We start from the raw sequence: 21,344 nt of genomic DNA, 5'->3' as shown, positions 1-21,344 counted from the left end.
ATCTTTTATCAAATAACCTTAATAAGATTATCTGTATAAGTCATATGTAAAATTAAACTATTTTTATGGTAATATAAAAGGCACCAAAGCGCAAATAAAATATTGACAAAATATAGCATACTCATTAGCTTAAAAATTAAAGTAAAAAAATGGGGGTGTAGCTCAGTTGGTTAGAGCGCATGCCTGTCACGCATGAGGTCGTGGGTTCAAGTCTCATCACTCCCGCATATGTTAAACTTTTATGTAATTTAAGATCACTATATTAGCTTTTTATCATGATCTCAGCAAACTTTAATTTCATTAGCTAAGAAAGCTATTCCACCAAAAATGTTAAAATTACATATAAAACCATTTTAGTCTCAATACTTAACATTCTGTATTTGTTGCAATGACTTCACTTCTAGTTTACTATTTTTTAAATGTTGAATGGCAAGAACTAGCGCTCTACTTCCAGAAGCAGTAGTGCTGTAAGCTATATTTTGCGAAATAGCAATTCTACGAATATCCTTGCTATCCGAGATTGATTTTACACCTTTCGAAGTATTAATTACTAGACTTATTTTCCCATCTTTGAGCATATCAACTATATGAGGTCTTCCTTCTCTCACCTTATTTACAGCTTTTGCAGATATACCATTATTGTTTAAATACAAAGCTGTACCGCTTGTAGCATATACTTCAAAACCTAATTCTTTCAACATTCGTGCAACTAATAATATTTGCTCTTTATCATCATCTTTCACTGAAATCAAAGCTTTTCCTTCTGTTGGCAACTTATATCCTGCGGCCATGTACGCTTTTGCAAGCGCAGCTTCAAAGGATGAGTCAATCCCCATGACCTCTCCTGTTGATTTCATTTCAGGACCAAGCAAAACATCAACTCCAGAAAAATGAGAAAACGGGAAAACAGCAGCCTTGACTGCGAAATGACTAATAGATTTTTTTTCTTGCTTTAGTTTCCTACCTAGAATAACTTGAGTAGCAAGCTTTGCAACAGGAACATTAATTACCTTAGAAATAAAAGGAACTGTGCGACTAGCTCTCAAGTTCACTTCAAGTATATACACATCACTTTCCTGAATAGCAAACTGAATATTTATAAGACCTTTCACCTTTAATTCAAGAGCTACTTTTTCAGTTTGAAGTATGATCTCTTTTATAGTTTCATTATTTAATGTATTCGTTGGTATTGAACAAGTTGAATCACCAGAATGAATTCCAGCTTCTTCAATATGCTCCATAATTGCTGCAATGAAAACTTTTTCTCCATCACATACAGCATCAACATCGATCTCAACTGCATTTGCTAAGAATTTATCAAGCAACAACGACCCATGTCTAAAAATTTTAGTCTGACTAAGAACATATTCCTTAAAGCTATGAATATCGTGCTTAATTGACATTGATTGGCCACCTAAAACGTAGGATGGTCTAACTACTAATGGGAACCCAATTTCTTTTGCATTAGTTAACGCCTCTTCTACTGAATAACAGATAGAATTTTCAGGTTGTTTTAAATTAAGTTGTAAAGCAAGGTTTCTAAATCTCATCCGGTCTTCAGCAAGATCTATAGAATCAAAAGATGTGCCTAAAATATTAAAACCCCTTTCACTTAGTGTTTTAGCTAATTTTAAAGGTGTTTGGCCACCTATTTGAACTATGACACCCATCAACGTGCCGTTCTCTTGCTCTTTACTTAACACATCAAGTACGTCTTCTTCAGTCAATGAGGCAAAATACAAGCGATCAGCAGTATCGTAATCAGTTGAAACAGTTTCAGGATTACAATTAACCATTATTGTTTCATATCCCATTTCTTTAGCAGCAGAAACTGCATGCACACATGCATAATCAAATTCAATACCTTGACCAATACGGTTTGGTCCACTACCTAAAATAACAACCTTTTCTCTGTCAGAAACGTTTGCTTCGCATTCTGCCTTATTCATAATCTCTCCCTCATAGCAGCCATACATATAAGCAGTACTAGATTCAAATTCAGCTGCACAAGTATCTACACGTTTATAAACTTGGTTAATGTTAAATTTCTTTCTCATGGCTTCAATTTGCTCAATACGATCCAGTATCGTTGCATTTGAATTGGAAATTTGCACCTGAACTTCAGCATTAGATTCTTCAATAATAGGAAGTTTATTGCTCAAATTTGCAAGTCTTGCATCTGAAAACCCCATCTTTTTTAGTTCTAATATTTCATGTGCAGCTTCAGGCAAACCAGTTTCTTTAATTTTCTGTTCAGCCAATATAATTTGTTGTATATTCTGAAGAAACCATAGATCATATTTTGTAATTGAATTTATTTCTTCTATGCTTATTCCATGACGCATCGCGTCAGCAGCAGCTAGCAATCTATTTGGTAGGAATTTTGCTAACTGAGATTTTATATGATCAATGTCTGTATCCTTCGAGAACACTTCATCAAATCCTGTAAGCCCAGTTTCAAGTGAACGGAAAGCTTTCTGTATTGATTCGTTGAAAGTACGTCCTATAGACATCACTTCTCCTACTGATTTCATAGAAGTTGATAACTCACAATCTGTTCCCTTAAATTTTTCAAACTCAAAACGAGGGACTTTAGTAACAACATAATCAATTGCTGGCTCAAATGCAGCAGGTATAGATGGTGTACAGTCGTTACGTATTTCATCAAGTGAATAGCCAATAGCAAGTTTAGTTGCAATTTTTGCTATGGGATATCCTGTCGCTTTTGAAGCAAGTGCAGAAGAACGAGAAACTCTTGGATTCATTTCTATCACAATAAGACTCCCATCTTGTTTAGGATTGACTGCAAACTGCACATTTGCACCACCTGTACTGATATCAATTTCTCTCAGTACTGCTATAGATGCATTTCTCATTTGCTGGTATTCCGCATCGCGTAAAGTTAAAGCAGGAGCAACTGCAATGCTATCACCTGTGTGAACTCCCATAGGATCAACATTCTCTATCGAGCAGACCACTATACAGTTGTCCTTATAATCTCGAATAACTTCCATCTCATATTCTTTCCACCCAATAATAGATTCATCCACCTGAGCTTCATTTATTGGTGAAATTTTCATGGCATTTCCGGCGATACTAAAAAATTCCTCTTTATTGTATGCTATACCACTACCTGCACCACCAAGAGTAAATGATGAACGTATGATTGCAGGTAACCCAATATAATCCAGAGCTTCCTTTATTTGCCTTTGATTTTTTACGATCATACTTTTAGGATACTTCAGACCTATCTTATCCATGGATTTGCGAAATAGGTCTCTATCCTCTGCTTTTTTTATTGCCTCTCTACTTACACCGATTAATTTCACATTATATGTATCCAATACCCCATCATCTGCAAGCCTCATTGCACAATTCAAGGCAGTTTGACCACCCATCGTTGGCAATACCGCATCCGGTTTTTCCTTAATTATGATTTTTTCTACGATCTCAGGCAGTATAGGTTCAATATACGTTGCATCAGAAAATTCAGGATCTGTCATTATAGTTGCAGGGTTAGAATTCACCAGGATAACTTTATAACCTTCACTCTTTAATACCTTGCAACTTTGAGTCCCCGAATAGTCAAATTCACATGCCTGCCCTATAACTATTGGACCTGCTCCTATTATTAATATAGATTCTATATCTGTATATTTTGGCATAACTGCAATAATAACCCTTAACTTGAGAATGTTACTAATCTTTCCCATAAAGAGAAATTTTATTAAATCTATAACTATATAAGCAGGTAAAAACCAAGTAATTTAAATTTAGTGCAGTCTTTTAGATAGAGAAGATATTTACATAACTCATTCAACGGGGTTACTCAGTGGTAAGATTGCTCCAGATATGTTGCAATCCTCAGAAGCCAATTCTACAAACTTATCTGTTAGTTTATTAGGTAATACTAATTTAGGAATATCCTTCTCAGGAAGGGCTTGCTTATACATTTCACTGTCAACATATCCTTCCTGATACACAGCATTTACACATAGTTTTGTATATTTTGTTTCAGATGCATATATCTTCACCATAATTTCTAGCGCAGCTTTACTCGCAGCATAAGGTACCAAATATGGATAAGAAGATGGAGAAAGAGTCACTTCTGAGGTCATGAATATTACTCTTCCAGAACTAGATTTTCTTAGCACAGGATCTAAATTTTTTAGCAAGTACCAATTGGCAGTAAAATTTGTATTCATTACATTCTGTAATTCTTCAAGTTCACAGTCATGAACAGAACTTAACTTACCGAAAACCCCAATACATGCAACTAATATATCAAGTATCCCAGATTCTGATAACTTCAAGCTTTCCATCATATTTGCTAGTACCTTTACATTCTCAAAATCTAAAAGATCAAGCTGGATTAGCTTTACATAGCCTTCCTTGAACTTTTCAAGTTTTTCAATTTCACTATAAAGTGGTCTGAGATTATCAACAGACCTTGAAACTAAAATTACATATGCACCTTCATTAACAAACCTTTTTGCAACAGCAGATCCTATTTCACTTGAAGCACCAGTAATTAAAGCTATTTTACCTTCTAATTTACCCATTTATTTCCTCCTCAGTGAAACCCATTAAAACATTTTAGCTGAAAATTAAACTTTGCTCCATATATAAAAATTAAGCTCACTATATAAAAAAACAGTAACGAAACTACTACACCACCTAAACTTCCATATATCAAATCTAGCTGACCAAAGGAAGCTTTTAAGTATTGCTTAAAAATTGAAGCAGAAATTATCCAAAGCGCAACAGCTACACAAGATCCAGGAAACACATCTGACAAGTTCTGCTTTATATTTGGTAACATAAAATACAGCCAAGAGACCACTACGAAAAGCACAAACTCAACAAGAAGATATTTTGTATAACTTATCCTACAATAAGAAAAACCTATTAGCATTGGCACTAACGCAGAGAATATTATAGTTAAAGTTATGATAAAAGTAATTGCTAAAAATTGCAATATACTCAGTACTCTTCTTAATAAATAAGGAGGCGAAACAGGAACTTTGTATGCTTTATTCAATATTGTTCTGAGTCCTTCAATTGTTGACGAAGCAGTCCAAACAGCTCCTACAATTGCTAAAGTCAATAAACTATGTGGTGGTCCTGATATTATCTCCTCAATTCGTGGCATTAAAGGTGCTAAAATGTCTTGTGGCATATTATCAATTATATATGTCCAGCCTATATTATATTGATCTAAAAAGTTTGCAAAAGTTGACGATAAAGCCATTAAGACAATGAGAAAAGGAAATATTGATAATATGATTAAAAATGATAAATATCCTGCATGCTCCATTCCATCATTACAAATTGTATCAATCAAAGCATGATAAAGGCAATAAACAATGCTGTAAAATTTGTGCAGTAACTTATTCACTATTATATAAATAAACTAAATGAGATATTTTAAATGAAATAAAATGCATTTTTAAGTAATCTCTTCTTTGAAGAACACTGAAAACAACTGTGTTACTATTTCCCCAATAAATTTTTCTTCTTGTTGCCCTCAACACTGATATGGTTTTAAGACATGTGAGACGAAAATCACTCAAAAATTTTAATAGTTTCATCACTAAAAGTTAAGAGTATTTCCACTTTTAAAGTGTTTCTGATCTACAGGCTTAATGATAAAGTTTGGTAAGAACTTAAGCATTTTCCATTGAGGTTGCATAAGGCTGTAGTAGTTATATACCTTTTAAACTTTTCTATATAATTAAGTAGAGCCAAGTCCTCAAATTAACCAAGTGTCATCAGTGCTAATTTAGGAAATTATGGAGATGGAATTAGCAATATGTGACCTTTATCTTTCTTCTCTTAATAAACTCCTTAATTATTTATAGTTAAGTTAGTTGAAGCTTGCTAAAATCACGCTGCATTTATCACAAGATTCTACATCGAAAGTTTCAAAATTGATAAAACCATACAGTAGGTAAAATTTTATGTCATAATTTTCTCGATTGATGGGAGTAAGTTCCATTTACAACTTTGTTTTCTGGTAAGACTTCTAATTTCATATTATGAATACTTTGATTTTCATCAAAAAGTCTTACATATCACAGAAACAAAACTGTTTTTGTTGATAAAGTGTTCTAAGTCGAAATTCCTGTTTTTTTTAGATAAGCAAGATCACATACACCATTTTCTGGCCATAAAATTACTATCTTGAAATAGGATTAAGTCCGTATAAATGTTTTATAAGTCTACTTACTCTACTATATTACTGGACTATTAATTTAACGTTCCTGAATCCTCATTGCCATTTTACAGCTTGTTTAAGCTTTTAACTATACTTAATTCAACTGACCTATTGCATTATCTGATACTTATTCAATCTCTTGATTAGATTTTACTTATTCTATTAAAGAGTTCTAACGCTGCTTTAGCCTATCATTACTTTTAAAACTCTTGTTTCAGTTCAGCTTTCTTTGTTCTGGTTTTTCAATATCTTAATCCTATTTATCTAATTCCCATATCCTTCTTTTTAACTTAGAGCTCTCTAAGCTTTCCAACTCTTTCCTCAAAGCTTGCTTTCTCACCTAATTAGCTTAAAGCTAAAAAAACTTTCTTATAAAAAAGCATGTATCCTATTCAATAGAAGAGTACCTAGCTACTGCCTTAGTGTAGACGAATTTACAATACAAGTAAATTTCATGTCAATATTGCGAATCTGTATTTGTTAATATTTTCATTTCATACTACATCATGCAAAACGTGATACAGAATTCTTTAGTAAGAACTTTTTTATTCTATCAATTAATCTCAACATTTTACTTCTTTTACTATAAAAATAGATCTAAAAAGCACAAAATTCTGATCTAATTGACATTACTCACACTATCAGCTATGATGACAGCAATATCAAAATATCTTACTTATTTCTGAGAACTATTTGCTTTTGATATAAACTAGAGGCAAGAAAACTACAATTCTTCACATAAACTTCCTCTACACACATTTACTAAAAGATCACCTTGAACATAATTTTAGTGTTATTCCATAAAATATTACTAGCCTTTGCTTGTCTCTTTTATTTTTGTATACCTCTGTAAAATTCTAAAATCGGTACAATACTCAATAAAATCTAAGATATTACCATTGTCTATAACACTAGTATCTAAACTCTAGCCATTAACAAACATATTTTCGTCCCCATTCTATACAAATGATTTTTATTTTTCTAAAAAATGGACTTAAGTAAAAACTACACAAATAAAGCAAGGAAGAATCTTGAGTATTTACCTGCAATGTTATATAACTGTAACTCTAGATAGCACAGTATGGATAACACCATTATAAGAAAATACGATATTAGGGGAGTAGTAGGCAAAGATTTGCAGATTAATGATGGGTATGAAGTGGGTAGAAAATTTGGTCAGACAGTATCTAGTGTTTGTATAGGCTATGACAGCAGGGTAACTTCGCCAAGCATAGAAAGAGAACTGATCAGAGGTTTAACCATATCAGGGACGAATGTTATACGTGTTGGATTATGCTCTTCACCCATGCTCTACGCTGCAACACAAATTATACAGGCAGACCTTGGTATTATGATCACGGCTTCACACAACCCAAGTAGGTATAATGGCTTTAAATTTTTTAGCAACAAAAAAACCTACTCAGATCAAGAAATAAGGAAGGTTATAAATGAACCAATTAAAAATAGCACAAAAATCGGAAACCTAATTAACATAAATATATATAGTGAATACATTAGAATATTGAAAAATGCGTTAAAGAATAATACTATGAAAAAGATAAAAATTGCCTGGGATTGCGGGAATAGCCCAGCAAGTGGAATTTTAAGGTATATTGAAACAGTTTTATTTGGTCATACTCACATTGTAATTAATGACTCTATAGATGGAACATTTCCACTACATGACCCAGATCCAATAGATGAAAAAAACCTCACCCAATTAATTGACATAGTAAGAAAAGATAAATGTGATCTTGGAATTGCACTTGACGGTGATAGTGACAGGGTACGCTTAATTGACAACAAAGGTAATGTTATTTCTAATGACTATCTGTTTATGATTTTTGCACGTGAAGTATTAGAAGAACACCCACAAAGCAAGGTCATCTCTAACATAAAAATAAGCATGAAAGCGCATGACTTTGTCAACAAGTTAGGAGGGGAAATAATTACTTGTGCTGCTGGACATTCGATAATTAGGAAAAAAATGCTAGAGGAAGGAGCAAAGTTTGCTGGTGAATTAAGCGGACATTTTTTCTTCTCTGAGCTAGGTTTTGATGATGGGGTATATTCTGCCCTCAAAGCCATAGATATTATGCTTAAGAAAGACCAAAGTCTATCTCAGATGATCGAGGACTTGCCAAAATTATATATCACTCATGAAGTAAAGATCACAGTTAAAGAAGAAAAAAAATTTCAGATAATTGAACTAATAAAAAAAACACTAGAACAACAAAATATTGCATTCTCTGATCTTGACGGGATTAAGGTAACAAACAATGATAATAAAGGCTGGTGGCTTCTTAGAGTATCAAATACACAAAATTGTATTACAGGGAGATGTGAAGGGAACTCTCTAGAGGACTTTGAGCTTACTAAAAAGGTTCTATTCAATTATATTGATGAAGTAAGGTCTCTAAATTGTAATTGTTTAAATAAGAGCAGTTAACAAAATTAATCTAATCTTACTTTCCTACTTTTTCCCTTAATCAAGGGATGCCTTAAGATATATATCAAGAAAAATCTACAAATTCTTAAAGAATTGCTTAGCGATATTCTAGTCAAAAAGTGCTAGCTAAATTTTTCTAACACGAAGAAAAAATCTTTGACAAGTTTAGCTTGATAAAGGAAATTTATTAAAATATCTCCTGTACAGGAGAGCATTAGGAAAAGCAAGTTTATATTATAATAAGAAATTAAAATTTTTAATAAGAGAGTCTAAAAAAATGTATAGGAGATACTAAAAAATGCTATCTTGATATAAGATAGTTTCACAAAAGAAATAGCAGAGAGTGAGCTATAAGTAAAAACTAAAAAACTACATCGGAAGATGCTTGCAATGCAAATAAATACATGAAAAAGTAAAAAAGATCACTATGGAAGTAGTTAGGTCAGGAGTGCTCGTGCATGTTATAGTTGAAAATATAACCACAATGTGAAAAGGCATGTAAGGAATATTTATCACATTACTAGGTTTTCTATATAAAATAAGGTCTTTAACTTATCAGTTAAATAACCTATGTTGTTGAACATTATGTACATAACTAAATTTATTACAGCTTAAACATTCATTATAAATAACACATTACTTTAGTTTTTTTGATTAGAATTCATACATTTTCCAGCATGATAGTGATATACAGCTTCTGATTCCATTCTTTTGAAAATACGCGATAAATTACTTGTTTATATTCTTATAATGCAATTGTAAGTCCTGCTATGATGTCATATGTCAATATGAATCACCTTTTCATGTCAGTACTAGTTGCAAGGTCATATCTAATGAAACTTAATTGAAGATAAAGCAAGTAAACAATTCACGATTATGTAACTTTTTAGCATCTTATTACTTAAACTAATGGGAGTTTCCTAGTCGGGCAGGATTTATTGCATACTCCTCCCTTATTGCTGCAGAAGATTCTTTGATTTCTCTAAGTCTAATAGAACTCTACTCTCAAACAATTAATAGACTGAAAAGCTGCAAAACAATTTTTGTGCTTTTTATAAAAGCTTTAAAGTCTCTATAATTCTTCATTATTATTTCCATTCATACTGGAGCTTCTCTTAACTTCAAAAGCGTGTTACCTAATCTCTAGGTAGAGTGCACTGCTCCACTTGGAAAGTGGAATACAAACTAATACTTAGGGATTTGACTACCTGATTCTATACCTATCTTATTATTTTACCATTTACCTTGATCATATGCAAACAAAAAAGAGAGCAGGAATTATAAGATAAACCATGAGATATGATGAATAAAGTTATGCTTTGCAAGAATTATCACTTTGACTACTTTATTTTTATAAACTTTAGTTAATCATTTTAGCTCTTGCTTTTACAGGAATTAAAATTCCTGCTCTGAACAGTATACTTTTATTATGTAATTAGATAATATCAATCCATCGTTAAATTTTACTCATAGCGTAGTATCTCTGCAGGATCTTGTGCAGCTGCCTGTAACGCAGGAACAATTGTTGCTAAAAATGATAAGAACAATGCAAGCACAGAAACACTTACTACATCCTGGGGAACCAACATCACTGGTAAATTTGAAAAAAAGTATATCACAGGATCAAAGAGCTTTGTATTAGTGATATTTTCTAAAAAAACTCTAATATTCTCAACATTAAAAGAAAAAATAATACCAATAATACAACCAAGGCATGTTCCTATAAAACCAATAAATAAACCACAGGCACAAAATATGCGCATAATACTCCCACTTGTTGTACCAAATGTACGCATAATTGCAATCGCAAATTTCTTTTCTTGCACTATCATCATTAAATTTGAAACAATATTGAATGCTGCTACAATTATAATCAAAGTAAGAATCAAAAACATTACATTTCTTTCAGTTTTCAAAGCTTGAAAATAATGATTGTGTTGTGATTGCCAACTCTCAGCTTTCATTCCTATTTCTCTTTCTATAACACTTGCTAGCTTGTTAGCCTTAGTAATGTCGTCTACAAGTACTTCTATATTTTTTATACTATCTTTATAATTAAGAAAAGTCTGCGCTGCTTTTATTGGCATGTATATTAAAGTACTGTCATATTCAAACATACCAATATCAAATATTGCTGTAACCTCATATTCCTTCATTTTTGGTATTACATTAAATAGTGTATCGAATCCTTCAGGAGATATAAGCACAACTTTATCGCCATAGTTAATGTTTAAAGCCTCTGCCAATCGAGCCCCCATTATTATCCCTTCATCAAATTTTCTCAAATTACCCACAATTATATTATCTGTAATAGCAGTATTATAAAACAAATCCTTATCTGACATACTTCGCACTATAACAGCTGCAATCTTGCCATTTGCTGCAATAATAACTTGATCATTGATTATAGGAATTGCTTTTAATACACCTGGAATCTTCTCAATGGATTCTGATACTTTATGGTAATCTGAATTTATGTCTTTATCAAAATAAACGCTAATATGACCATCAATGCCAAGTATTGATTCAAGCAACTTTATCCTGAATCCATTCATTACAGACATTACCACTATTAGTGTGGCAACTCCAAGAGCTATACTAATGATAGAAAAAAAAGTCATTATAGAACAAAATTTAGCATTCCTCGCTCGCAAATAGCGAACAGCCATAGAAATCTCAAAGGCAATAGACATTATGAAATATTCCGGAGTTAAGCATTATATTTCAAGAATATCATACATCATAAGCTTTTCTTTAATCAGAAGCTAGAGGTTTTACTTTCATAAATTTAAAAAGCTCTACATTTAAAATGTAATTACTTCAAATGAAAAGCTTATACTCTATTTTGACCTACATAGAGACTCTCTCTGACATTTTTATACATAATTTTGTTACAGCAGATCCACTGATTATTTCTAAATTAACAGATCTAATTCCTTATATTATCAGATAGTATTTTGCTTCTAAAGTAATAGAAATCGATTAGAAGACAGCTAATGAACTTACATGAGAAAATCTTTATTAAATCTTGTACTTAACAAAAGATAAATCCAAAATAATGACCTACCATCTACTGAAACTACCCTTAGTATTACAACACCACCGCTCTTACTACAACTAAATAATCAATAAACGTTCTCTCAACATCTTACAAAATCTCGCTTCCTTAAGCAAAAAAACATCTGCCATGGTAAGCAATGTTTCATACTTATATAATATAAATTATAAAAACATACAAAACAAATTTGACCTCGTCTATAGCAGATCTTTGTTCTAAATATAAATATGTTAAAATTCTAATAAAAAATTCAGGCCAGCTCACATACACAGCAAGACTTCATTCACTATGTCACTTCTCCAGTTAAATGGAAAACTACGTTGATACAGGTACTATATAACTAATCAATGACGCTTTCTCTAAATGAATTACAAAATCAGTTTTAAAGGCCATATCGGTATTTTTGAGTGGGAGTATAAAAATTTACCTAAATCACTTATGAGATAGTCTAAAGGAAGTCAATATTCCCTACCTACTTGTTTAAAAATTATATTTTATACTATAGCAGTACATATAAGTCTTATATTATGTTAACAATTTATTATATATGTCTACAGTAATCATAAGAAGCATATAGCGACTTTCTAGTTTCAATAAAACATCAACCCAAACACCTCTTCATGAAGAGGCTTTGCTTAGTATGCTTAGTAAAGGATTAAAGTCTACCACTATAAGTATTATAGGACTAAGATATTAAGCTAAATAATCAATAACGAGTGTATGTTAACTTAAAAGTATACTACTAACTAGGTACGTGGTGGAGTACCTCGCTGCAAATCACTCCTATCTTGTTCTCTCCTAATACAAAGATTGCTGCTTCTATGATTCGTAAACTCAGATATTTTTTCATTCATTCCGTTTTGCAACTTTTCTTTCTTTAAACTATGCTTCATAGATTCATTTATGCTTCCACCACTTCCATTTATTGCAATTTCCAAGCCTTTATTAATAGATAATCTCCTAATATTAAGCTCTTTCCATGTACCTATAATCTCCTCCTCATAATCTATATCACTTAGCTCTTCACTTTTTCCAACCCTGCCAATAATATTAAGGTCTTTTATAAACTCTTTACAGTACTCACATAATTGACAATTCCACATAGTTAGGTAAGCATCACCATACTTTTCCTTATCCACTACAAGCAATAAAATTAGAGCTTTAAATATAGTAGATCCAATATTTACTAAATTCTTTACTATTATTGCAGGAGTGAATAAAAGGTAACCACAAGACTTTGCAAGTAGATTTTCCACACTTATTAAGTACCCACCTAATCCTATAGGAATGAAAGTTAGCAACTTAGCACAAATTTTAACTAATCCTGCAGCAAAAATAATAGAAACAGATATAAGACTCTTATCTAATTCAAGGTTATTGCCTTGATCTCTGATTTCGAAAAAACTACTGCTTAGCTTTTTATAATTGCTAGTGTACAATAATTCCCCATTTCTTCCTTTTTCATTGATTATTTTATGAACCTTACCTTCCTTATTTTTTTTCTTCTTAGTTAGTATAGAAGAGTTAATTAACTTAAGTGAATTAGTGTCAACCTCAAAAATTGGCAAATATTTTTCAAGATCAAGTTTCTTAAACTTAAATGGCCTATAGAATCCACAATAATTGTCAACATCATCATGCTGATTTTTATTGACTTTACCCTTATCAGCTAAAAATTTAATAGTAAAATAGCTTTTAGCATACTTTCTTTTTAAGAATTCTCCTTTTTCATTTGAAAAGATAGAAATTAAATTATATTTATATCCACCGTAACAAAGCTCATATCCACCTAGGTTATTGCCATACTCATTCTTTTTGATTTTACCAAGCTTAACAATATGATCATAGTTCTCTGGGTACTTACACTTCCGTCCATCCCTATATACTACTACTCTTCTTAAGTCCCTAACGTAAATTTTAGATTCAAATGAAGTGAAAATGCCCTTTATCTTCAATACAAGATTTGTTCCTACTCTCTTCAATACTTCTAGCATATTATCAAACTAAGGTCACTTAAGCACTATAGCTCAATAATGAAAATAACACGCTAATAATATATTAATATAGAATTAGAACTGCAATTTCATAAAAAAATATGTCTATAAAAGAAAAAAATTGTAAAAGCAAGAACTATATAAGTGATACCTGATAAGTACTTTATGAAAGTCATTACAAAAATCTTTATAGGCACATTATATATATAATCTTCACACACTACTTGTATTCCAAGAACTGCATGCAAAAAAACACAAAACAGTAATATAATAAAAAATAAAAGTTCTAGGGGATGATCAATGGCATGAAGTAATTTCTCACTAAAAGGTAAAATACTATTTATATAAAATGTACAAAAACCAGAATAGATAAACCAAGGGAATAAAAGAAGCAAAATTACTGCAGAAACACGCTGTAGCCACCAACGGTGTATTACATTTCTAGATTGAATCATATATAATAAATAAGAAAACTACAGTAGAGAGAAGTAACATTACTGTCAGTAGCATAGCACTTTTGAAAACATCAGTACTTTCTAAGTTAAGTCCAGTATCCCATAATAAGTAGCGAATACCATCGAAAAAGTGATACAAAAAACCTATAAAACATAAAATGTAAAATAACTTAGCAATAGGAGTACATAATAGTATATTCATATACTTTACTATAAACAGCTTAGGAAAGTAAACATACAATATGAAATGCCAAGAAAGCGTCATTAGTAGAAAAAATAGCAGGATACCAGTTAGCCTATGCATAATAGAGAAAAAGTTAGTAACCTGTATTTTATATATTCGTAAATGTGGAGAGATAGGCCTATCACCCATAAAATTCATACCAAAAAAACTAAATAAGAAGGTCAAAAAAAGAAGAAGTAAAGACAGCAGTATAGTGTGCATAATGAGCACTACCATTAAAAGAAGTGAATTATACACAAAGCCTAAGGAGGTAATCCAGCTGCAGATTCCCCTACTGCTACCTTGTTACGACTTCACCCCAGTCACTGATCCCACTTTAAATAACTCCCTCCTTACGGTCAGGTCATTAGCTTCGAGTGAAACCAATTCCCATGGCGTGACGGGCAGTGTGTACAAGACCCGAGAACGTATTCACCGTGGCATGCTGATCCACGATTACTAGCGATTCCAACTTCATGCACTCGAGTTGCAGAGTGCAATCCGAACTGAGATGGCTTTTAAGAGATTAGCTTAGCCTCACGACTTTGCAGCCCATTGTGGCCACCATTGTAGCACGTGTGTAGCCCACTCCATAAGGGCCATGATGACTTGACGTCATCCCCACCTTCCTCCAGTTTATCACTGGCAGTTTCCTTAAAGTTCCCAGCATTACCTGATGGCAACTAAGGATAAGGGTTACGCTCGTTGCGGGACTTAACCTAACATCTCACGACACGAGCTGACGACAGCCATGCAACACCTGTGTGAAATCCGGTAAAACCGACCCTATTCCTTCGAATAGGTATAATTTCCATGTCAAGGAGTGGTAAGGTTTTTCGCGTTGCATCGAATTAAACCACATGCTCCACCGCTTGTGCAGGTCCCCGTCAATTCCTTTGAGTTTTAATCTTGCGACCGTAGTCCCCAGGCGGAATGTTTAACGCGTTAGCTGTAATACAGAAAGTAACTTCCCATATTTAACATTCATCGTTTACAGCGTGGACTACCAGGGTATCTAATCCTGTTTGCTCCCCACGCCTTCGCACCTCAGCGTCAGATTTGAACCAGACAGACGCCTTCGCCACTGGTGTTCTTCCTAATATTTACGAATTTCACCTCTACACTAGGAATTCCTCTATCCTCTTTCAACCTCTAGATTAACAGTTTTAAAAGCAATTCCAAAGTTGAGCTTTGGAATTTCACTTTTAACTTACTAACCAGCCTACGTGCTCTTTACGCCCAATAATTCCGAATAACGCTAGCCCTCTCCGTATTACCGCGGCTGCTGGCACGGAGTTAGCCAGGACTTCTTCTGTGAGTACCGTCATTATCTTCCTCACTGAAAGAGCTTTACAACCCAAAGGCCTTCTTCACTCATGCGGCATGGCTGGATCAAGCTTTCGCTCATTGTCCAATATTCCCCACTGCTGCCTCCCGTAGGAGTCTGGACCGTATCTCAGTTCCAGTGTGGCTGACCATCCTCTCAGATCAGCTATAGATCATAGCCTTGGTAGGCTATTACCCCACCAACTAGCTAATCTAATATAGGCTCATCTAATAGCAATAAATCTTTCCCCACATAGGGCGTATACGGTATTAGCTGTCGTTTCCAACAATTGTTCCGTACTACTAGGTAGATTCCTATACATTACTCACCCGTCTGCCACTAAGTTATATATAGCAATAGCTACAGTATAACTCCGTTCGACTTGCATGTGTTAAGCCTGCCGCCAGCGTTCATTCTGAGCCAGGATCAAACTCTCAAATTTAAACTTTAACCTGTAAAAGATTAAAGATATATCGATAAATACGATAAAAATAATTTAGCTTTATACTGCTGTCTTCATTTCTACTTTAGAAATATTTTAACCTTCAACTATTCAAACAACCTTGAAAAATATTATCAAGTGATATAATAATAGTGTCAACATATTTTTATAAATCAAAACTATTAAAAATATATACCCATTTCTAAACAAGATATTACTATGAAAAAGTACATCTTTTTGCTTGCAATGATATTAGTACTAATTAGTAGCATATTATACTTATTCAATAACATTAATAGCACAAAGCAATCTATAGCTGCAGGCAATAAATTTTATAAAGTATTTTTCTCTAAAAAAGAAACAAAGTTATTAGAAGAAACAGACTCAAACTGGAAGTATTTAGCAGACTTTGAAAATGCATTCAATCATATTTCAAATTCAGCACCAACAGATGCAGCGTTTATTTATAATAGTATGGTAAATAATAAAGGTGTCCCTAGTATCCTTAGTGAATTAGCGCAATACTTAGAAATAATGAACTTGTTCCACAGTAGCGAGCAAATAAATGAAAATAAAATTAATAATCTAGCATCAAGCATAGTGTACCCTTACTCAAGCCAAGAAGCCATTGCTTTAATAAAAATAAATAATAATGACATTGAAGGCGCAGTTAAAATATTACACTTGCTGTTAAATGATAAAAAGTGTCCTACCCTAATAAGGGCTAACGCGCAAGAATTATTATCAATATATGAAATAAAGGATTTTTATACAAAAAAAGAAGAAGATACTTAACTAAAACTTACAAGCTTTTCTATTAGAATACTAAGGATATTAATTTATATTAGATCTATATAACCAAATAAAAAAAATTATGCAGTAAGTTTCTTAGTGCTTAATTTTTTATATTGTATTAACATATTTCATATTTTCTCATTAAAAAAAATCCTAAAAATATTTATAGCTAAAAGCCAGCCACATCGGAAAGGAATTATACTATAATTACTAAATCTTAATTGAAAGCTGATAACCTATTAAAACTTGCACTAGCAAGAATATATTTTTACTAGTCAAACTAGAATTTTAGTTATAAAAGCAAGTCTAAGAGACCCTAATATTCTTGTTTCTTCTTAATAAAACATAAAAAGCCCCTTTACCACCATGTTTTTTTATAGCCTGTTGATAGTATAGAACTACGTGCTGAATTTTAATATCATTCAACCAGTTACTCAAACTATTTTTTATGATATCTGCTTTTCCTACTGTATTGCCATGTCCTGTAATTATTAACAAGCACCTATTTCCCACTCGGTAATTCTTAATAATGAAATCCACTAATTTATAGTAAGCATCGTTCATACTATAGCCATGCAAGTCAAGTTTATTGCTTATGAAACATTTTCCTCTATCAACTTTTGACTTTGTATTGTAGTCAAGACAAAATGGTAAGTTACCATTACCTACACCAAAAAGATTTTCTTGTAAGCAGAATGTAGCTCTATTGACTAAAGATTTTATATTTATTTTGTAGTCAGCTCTTAGAGCAACTTTCTCAGACTTTATTGGTTTAACATTTCTTTGCCAGTTTAACTCATCATTTGACATAAACCCACTAATTGAACCTCCTGATTTTACAAAAATATCTAAGCATACTAAAATGTTATTTATTTTATAAAATAGGACCTTCTGACACAATGAAATCATTAAAATGTAATAAAGATTTTTGGCTATATGGAAAGTACACCTGTATGTCAGCACTAAAAAATAAAAGTAGGCAATGTACAGAACTGTTAATGACAGAGCACTTCTATAAAAAACATAAAAAAGAAATCGGACAATATATATGTGATAAGGACATCAAAACCCAATTAGTAGAAAATAAAATATTTGGCAATATTTTCCCAAAAGGTGCTAATCACCAAGGAATTGCTTTGAAAGTTGCCCCTCTCCACAGCACAAACATCGAAAAAATAGCTAAAAACTCAAATAACATTTCTACCATAGTTATTTTGGATCAAGTTACTTGTACACATAATATAGGATCTATTTCAAGAACATCAGCTTGTTTTAATGTTGATGCATTGGTTTTACCACATAACCATTCACCAAGCGAGAATGCATCTATTGCAAAAACAGCAAGTGGAGCTTTAGATATTATTCCATTAATATATGTTACAAATATAGTAAAAACTATGGAGTTTTTAAAAAAGGTTGGCTACTGGTGTTATGGATTTGATAATAATGCTAAAGAACACATAGATAAAATAAAAAGCTTTTGTGGCAAAAGAGTAATTGTTTTTGGCTCTGAAGAGAAAGGAATGCGAAGGCTAGTTAAGAAAAATTGTGATCATCTTTTAAAAATTCCAATTTCCAGTTCAATTGGCAGCTTGAATGTTTCAAATGCAGCAGCGATAGGATTGTACTCCGTTTATATCAAAACAAAGTACACAAATAATTAAAGTGATTTTTTACTTGATAAAGATGTAGTTTTACATTATAGTAATAATTAGGAATAAAAAGGAGTCGTATTTATGTCTTATATGAGAAATGAGCGTGATGTTTGCTCTCAGGGTATTTATTATAGCGCTGGCCTTAGGGGATACTTAACTAAAGTATATAATTATATGGCTTTAGCTTTAGGTATTACTGGTCTTACCGCATTTTTGACTGTATTTTTTAGCCTTTTTAAGCTAATTTATTCTAACCCAATTTTGTCACTTGTAGTAATGCTTTCTCCAGTTGTATTAGTGTTTTATATGTCTTTCAGACTCCAGCATCTGAGTGCTGAGTCTACAATTACCATATTTTTCCTATTCTCAGTTTTAATGGGGCTTTCCTTGTCCCATATTTTTATAATTTACACTGCAAAAAACATAGCAAGGGCGTTTTTTATTACATCTGTCATGTTTGGTTCTATGGCTTTATACGGCAATACTACAAAAAAAGACCTAACTAGCATTGGTTCTTTCCTAACTATGGGAATCTGGGGATAATCATTGCTTCTATAGTTAATTTACTTCTTGAAAGTAGTCCTCTTCATTTTGCAATATCATTCACATCAGTGATAGTTTTTACATTAATAACTGCATATGATGCTCAGAGAATTAAAGATGTATATTATAGGTATAATGACGGTTCAGAAGTTGCAGCTACCAAGTTAGCTATACTTGGTGCGACTAATCTTTATTTTGACTTTATTAATATCTTCCTTAATTTACTTAGGTTATTTAACTTATTTAATAATAGAGACTAGGTGCTCTTCTTAAAGAAGAATAGTAAAAGTTCTATAGTTTTCTTTCTAATATCTTTAGTGGTGTTGATGTTTTGTGTTACGTATGCATCAGTACCACTTTACAGCACTTTCTGCAAAGTTACAGGATACGGGGGAACAACAAAAAAAGCAATAAACACAACAGTAAAAACAACTAACCAGAAAATCAGAGTCCATCTTAACGCTGACATAATGCCAGACTTATTATGGGAATTTAAACCAGAAACTAACTATATTGATGTAAATATAGGAGAACAAAGTCTAGCTTTTTATTACGCAAAAAATTTATCCGACCAGCCTTCGTTTGGAATGGCAGTATACAATGTTACACCTTTTAAAGCAGGTAAATACTTCAATAAAGTTGCATGTTTTTGCTTTGAAGAGCAAGTCCTATTACCAGGACAAAAGACAGCTATGCCAGTAGCCTTCTATATAGATCCTGAGATAGTCCATAATAACAGTACAAAAGACTTAAGTGAAATAACATTATCATACACATTTTTTAAGCTAAAATAAAGTATAATTGTAATCGCAAAAATTACTAATATTCCATATAATTTACTCAATAGGGAAATTGTATAGAGTTGTACAGGGTAATAGCTAGAAATTTCTCTTACGAGCCATATAGCTTGATATTTACAAGTGCAACAGAAGGTGTAACTCTTCTTAAGATAACAACAAGGTAGAAAAATATTCTAAGAATAGACGACACACATAATTAAATGTAAAACAACTCACTCCCACGTTGGTTACTTTCTAATCTACTACTAAAATAAAAGATATTTACACTATATCGTGAACTTTCGCTAAAGCTTTCTCTATATCCTCATTTGAAAGAGGAATCAGACCAAGTTTAGACAAATACATATCTTCAGTACTAATTGAATTTATCACTTCTTTAATGAATTCCCTTAATCCATCAGTGGTATTTAAGTGCTCTTTTTTTATATAAATGTATAGAGGTCTTGCTAATATATATTTTCCAGAAGATATATTTTCATAAGTTGGTTCAATTCCTGCAATTGTGCTCCCTTGTATTTTATCCTGGTTCCTCACTAAAAAGCTAAAACTAAATATTCCTAAAGCATTTCTATTACTTTTTAATTTTTGTATTATTATATTCTCATTACTTCCAACTTCTATATATCTTCCATCTTCTCTTATACTACTACATGCCTTCTTCCTTTCTTCTGGATCCTTATAATTCTCTCTAAAAATTCTTGAATTCATACATGAGTATTGATCAAGCATGATAAAATTAACTAGAGTATTATATGTACCTGTATTTTGATGTGGACCATAAATTTCAATTTCCATTTTTGGTAAAGCCTGATTTATATCAAACCAAGACTTCTTATCATTCCTAACTAGCTTACCATCTTTCAGAGAATATGAAGATAAAGTTTCAAACAAATCTTTTTTTGTGAAATCAAACTTATAACTTTGATTTGAATTTGCAATTACAACTCCATCATACCCAATAATAATCTCTACTACTCCATTAACCTTATTTCTTTTGCATAACTCCATCTCAACATCTTTTATAGGACGAGATGAAGCTGTAATATCTGGTGTATTCTCCCCTATTCCTGAACAAAACATTTTAAAGCCAGGTCCACTTCCTATCGACTCGACAACAGGAGTTTTAAAAGAGAATACACGACTAAAATCTTCAGCTATGAATGAAATAAAAGGAAAAACAGTTGAAGATCCAACAATTCTAATATATTTCCTTGCATTAACACTTGATGATGGTATGAATAATACTGCAAATATAAAAATCAAAAAAAAGTTCCACAAAACATTATTTTTCATTAGCGAAATCTATAACTATTATAATTCATAATAAAAGATTAAATAAAAACCAACTATATCGTACTTACTTGAACAATTAAGAATTAAAAAGGA

13 protein-coding genes, 1 tRNA gene, 1 rRNA gene and 1 pseudogene are annotated in these 21,344 nt (G+C 32.1%); 6 read left to right on the top strand and 10 right to left on the bottom strand.

All coding sequences use genetic code 11. The features are described 5' to 3' along the window. Positions 1 to 151 precede the first annotated feature (151 nt). Positions 152 to 225, top strand: a tRNA-Asp gene (locus GOY13_RS01515). A gap of 134 nt (positions 226 to 359) precedes the next feature. Here the strand turns inward: GOY13_RS01515 and carB are convergent. The 3 genes from carB to GOY13_RS01500 all read right to left on the bottom strand — a co-directional run bounded on the left by carB (position 360) and on the right by GOY13_RS01500 (position 5,398). Continuing rightward, positions 360 to 3,665 carry a carbamoyl-phosphate synthase large subunit gene (gene carB, locus GOY13_RS01510; RefSeq protein WP_175814419.1) on the bottom strand — a complete coding sequence of 1,102 codons (3,306 nt, stop codon included), beginning with the start codon at positions 3,663 to 3,665 and terminating at the stop codon, positions 360 to 362. A gap of 147 nt (positions 3,666 to 3,812) precedes the next feature. Continuing rightward, entirely contained in the window at positions 3,813 to 4,562 is a 750-nt protein-coding gene (locus tag GOY13_RS01505; protein ID WP_175814078.1) for an SDR family oxidoreductase, read from the bottom strand. Between the two features lie 11 nt (positions 4,563 to 4,573). Next, positions 4,574 to 5,398 carry a YihY/virulence factor BrkB family protein gene (locus GOY13_RS01500; RefSeq protein ID WP_175814077.1) on the bottom strand — a complete coding sequence of 275 codons (825 nt, stop codon included), beginning with the start codon at positions 5,396 to 5,398 and terminating at the stop codon, positions 4,574 to 4,576. A 1,900-nt stretch (positions 5,399 to 7,298) separates the two neighbouring features. Here GOY13_RS01500 and GOY13_RS01495 point away from each other — a divergent pair. Then, a complete protein-coding gene (locus tag GOY13_RS01495; RefSeq protein WP_175814076.1) occupies positions 7,299 to 8,666 on the top strand; it encodes a phosphomannomutase/phosphoglucomutase in 1,368 nt (455 codons plus the stop codon). A gap of 1,463 nt (positions 8,667 to 10,129) precedes the next feature. On the opposite strand, the gene GOY13_RS01490 is transcribed toward GOY13_RS01495, so the two are convergent. The 5 genes from GOY13_RS01490 to GOY13_RS01470 form a co-directional block, all read right to left on the bottom strand. After that, positions 10,130 to 11,359: a lipoprotein-releasing ABC transporter permease subunit gene (locus tag GOY13_RS01490; RefSeq protein ID WP_175814075.1), complete on the bottom strand. Its 1,230-nt coding sequence runs from the start codon at positions 11,357 to 11,359 to the stop codon at positions 10,130 to 10,132. 1,111 nt (positions 11,360 to 12,470) lie between these two features. After that, positions 12,471 to 13,718, bottom strand: a complete 1,248-nt coding sequence (locus GOY13_RS01485) for a hypothetical protein (protein WP_175814074.1) — start codon at positions 13,716 to 13,718, stop codon at positions 12,471 to 12,473. 89 nt (positions 13,719 to 13,807) lie between these two features. Then, positions 13,808 to 14,173 carry a succinate dehydrogenase, hydrophobic membrane anchor protein gene (gene sdhD, locus GOY13_RS01480; RefSeq protein WP_175814073.1) on the bottom strand — a complete coding sequence of 122 codons (366 nt, stop codon included), beginning with the start codon at positions 14,171 to 14,173 and terminating at the stop codon, positions 13,808 to 13,810. After that, positions 14,160 to 14,546, bottom strand: coding sequence for a succinate dehydrogenase, cytochrome b556 subunit (sdhC, locus tag GOY13_RS01475; protein WP_175814072.1), 387 nt, complete (start codon positions 14,544 to 14,546; stop codon positions 14,160 to 14,162). Before sdhC ends, sdhD begins: the two co-directional genes overlap by 14 nt. Before the next feature lie 114 nt (positions 14,547 to 14,660). After that, positions 14,661 to 16,165 (bottom strand): 16S ribosomal RNA (locus tag GOY13_RS01470). 219 nt (positions 16,166 to 16,384) lie between these two features. On the opposite strand from GOY13_RS01470, the gene GOY13_RS01465 reads away from it, so the two are divergent. Continuing rightward, positions 16,385 to 16,960 carry a hypothetical protein gene (locus GOY13_RS01465; RefSeq protein WP_175814071.1) on the top strand — a complete coding sequence of 192 codons (576 nt, stop codon included), beginning with the start codon at positions 16,385 to 16,387 and terminating at the stop codon, positions 16,958 to 16,960. A 306-nt stretch (positions 16,961 to 17,266) separates the two neighbouring features. Here the strand turns inward: GOY13_RS01465 and GOY13_RS01460 are convergent, their stop codons facing one another. Continuing rightward, positions 17,267 to 17,770, bottom strand: a complete 504-nt coding sequence (locus tag GOY13_RS01460) for a Smr/MutS family protein (RefSeq protein WP_175814070.1) — start codon at positions 17,768 to 17,770, stop codon at positions 17,267 to 17,269. Between the two features lie 89 nt (positions 17,771 to 17,859). Between GOY13_RS01460 and rlmB the strand changes: the two genes are divergently transcribed. The 3 genes and pseudogenes from rlmB to GOY13_RS01445 all read left to right on the top strand — a co-directional run bounded on the left by rlmB (position 17,860) and on the right by GOY13_RS01445 (position 19,952). Continuing rightward, positions 17,860 to 18,624: a 23S rRNA (guanosine(2251)-2'-O)-methyltransferase RlmB gene (rlmB, locus tag GOY13_RS01455; protein ID WP_175814069.1), complete on the top strand. Its 765-nt coding sequence runs from the start codon at positions 17,860 to 17,862 to the stop codon at positions 18,622 to 18,624. A gap of 72 nt (positions 18,625 to 18,696) precedes the next feature. Beyond that, positions 18,697 to 19,418 (top strand): annotated as a pseudogene (locus tag GOY13_RS01450) (Bax inhibitor-1/YccA family protein). Further along, on the top strand, positions 19,419 to 19,952 hold the full coding sequence (locus GOY13_RS01445; protein ID WP_175814068.1) for a cytochrome c oxidase assembly protein: 534 nt from the start codon (positions 19,419 to 19,421) through the stop codon (positions 19,950 to 19,952). Positions 19,953 to 20,219: 267 nt separating this feature from the next. On the opposite strand, the gene GOY13_RS01440 is transcribed toward GOY13_RS01445, so the two are convergent. Then, positions 20,220 to 21,251, bottom strand: a complete 1,032-nt coding sequence (locus GOY13_RS01440) for a substrate-binding domain-containing protein (protein ID WP_175814067.1) — start codon at positions 21,249 to 21,251, stop codon at positions 20,220 to 20,222. Positions 21,252 to 21,344: the final 93 nt, after the last annotated feature.

The sequence above is a fragment of the Wolbachia endosymbiont of Cruorifilaria tuberocauda genome, from assembly GCF_013365475.1.
Classification (GTDB): Bacteria; Pseudomonadota; Alphaproteobacteria; order Rickettsiales; family Anaplasmataceae; genus Wolbachia.
The sequence above is the reverse complement of the archived record's forward strand: the minus strand, read 5'-3'. Positions and strand labels throughout refer to the sequence as shown.

Bases quoted from the DNA above. Each gene is read 5' to 3' on its own strand.
- carB (WP_175814419.1), bottom strand. From the start codon at position 3,665: ATGCCAAAATATACAGATATAGAATCTATATTAATAATAGGAGCAGGT.
- GOY13_RS01505 (WP_175814078.1), bottom strand. From the start codon at position 4,562: ATGGGTAAATTAGAAGGTAAAATAGCTTTAATTACTGGTGCTTCAAGT.
- GOY13_RS01495 (WP_175814076.1), top strand. From the start codon at position 7,299: ATGGATAACACCATTATAAGAAAATACGATATTAGGGGAGTAGTAGGC.
- GOY13_RS01490 (WP_175814075.1), bottom strand. From the start codon at position 11,359: ATGTCTATTGCCTTTGAGATTTCTATGGCTGTTCGCTATTTGCGAGCG.
- GOY13_RS01485 (WP_175814074.1), bottom strand. From the start codon at position 13,718: ATGCTAGAAGTATTGAAGAGAGTAGGAACAAATCTTGTATTGAAGATA.
- sdhD (WP_175814073.1), bottom strand. From the start codon at position 14,173: ATGATTCAATCTAGAAATGTAATACACCGTTGGTGGCTACAGCGTGTT.
- sdhC (WP_175814072.1), bottom strand. From the start codon at position 14,546: ATGGGTGATAGGCCTATCTCTCCACATTTACGAATATATAAAATACAG.
- GOY13_RS01465 (WP_175814071.1), top strand. From the start codon at position 16,385: ATGAAAAAGTACATCTTTTTGCTTGCAATGATATTAGTACTAATTAGT.
- GOY13_RS01460 (WP_175814070.1), bottom strand. From the start codon at position 17,770: ATGTCAAATGATGAGTTAAACTGGCAAAGAAATGTTAAACCAATAAAG.
- rlmB (WP_175814069.1), top strand. From the start codon at position 17,860: ATGAAATCATTAAAATGTAATAAAGATTTTTGGCTATATGGAAAGTAC.
- GOY13_RS01440 (WP_175814067.1), bottom strand. From the start codon at position 21,251: ATGAAAAATAATGTTTTGTGGAACTTTTTTTTGATTTTTATATTTGCA.